This is a genomic window from bacterium (assembly GCA_020440705.1).
Taxonomy (GTDB): domain Bacteria; phylum Krumholzibacteriota; class Krumholzibacteriia; order LZORAL124-64-63; family LZORAL124-64-63; genus JAGRNP01.
In genome coordinates this window covers 1-520 of record JAGRNP010000395.1, presented here as the reverse complement: position 1 = coordinate 520, position 520 = coordinate 1, and the positions used below count along the sequence as shown (strand labels likewise).

The window sequence follows — 520 nt, the reverse complement described above, 5'->3', positions numbered from 1 at the left end:
CAGATATTATTGGTGATGCTCCAGGCGACGTGCTGATTGCGGCCGAACATGATCGCCGGCATGCCGGCGTAAGCCATTCCCGCGACCTGATACCCGGCCCCCGACAGGCGGGCTTCATACCAGCAGGAAACGGCTTCGAAGGCAATGTGCGGATCGCTGGCGACCATCGGCCCGCCGGATGCCGTAAACCGCCCGGCCACGGCCCAGTTGTTGCTGCCAGTATGGCTGTCGGGGTCGTTGAGGGCCGAACCGACCGGCTCGATGGTGGTGGTCTGCCGCTCGGGGTAGAAGTCCCGGGGCAGGATGCTTTCGGCATCGGCTTCCCCCAGGAGGAACTCGCGGTACAGCGGGCCATCGCCCAGAGTGCGGCGGGCCAGCTCCGGCAGGCAGATGACAGGGAACCGGCCCGTGAGATACCAGCGGAATTCACACTCGATCGCCAGGCTGTCGATGGGGGTCCATTCTTCCGGGGTGTAATCCAGCAGAGCGAATTCAATGGGCAGCTGGTCTCCCGCCCGCG

General features: G+C 65.0%; 1 protein-coding gene. It reads right to left on the bottom strand.

What is annotated here, in order from left to right; translation table 11 throughout:
• Nucleotides 1-520: penicillin acylase family protein (locus KDM41_18980; GenBank protein ID MCB1185510.1), on the bottom strand; the 520-nt coding region annotated here is incomplete at both ends.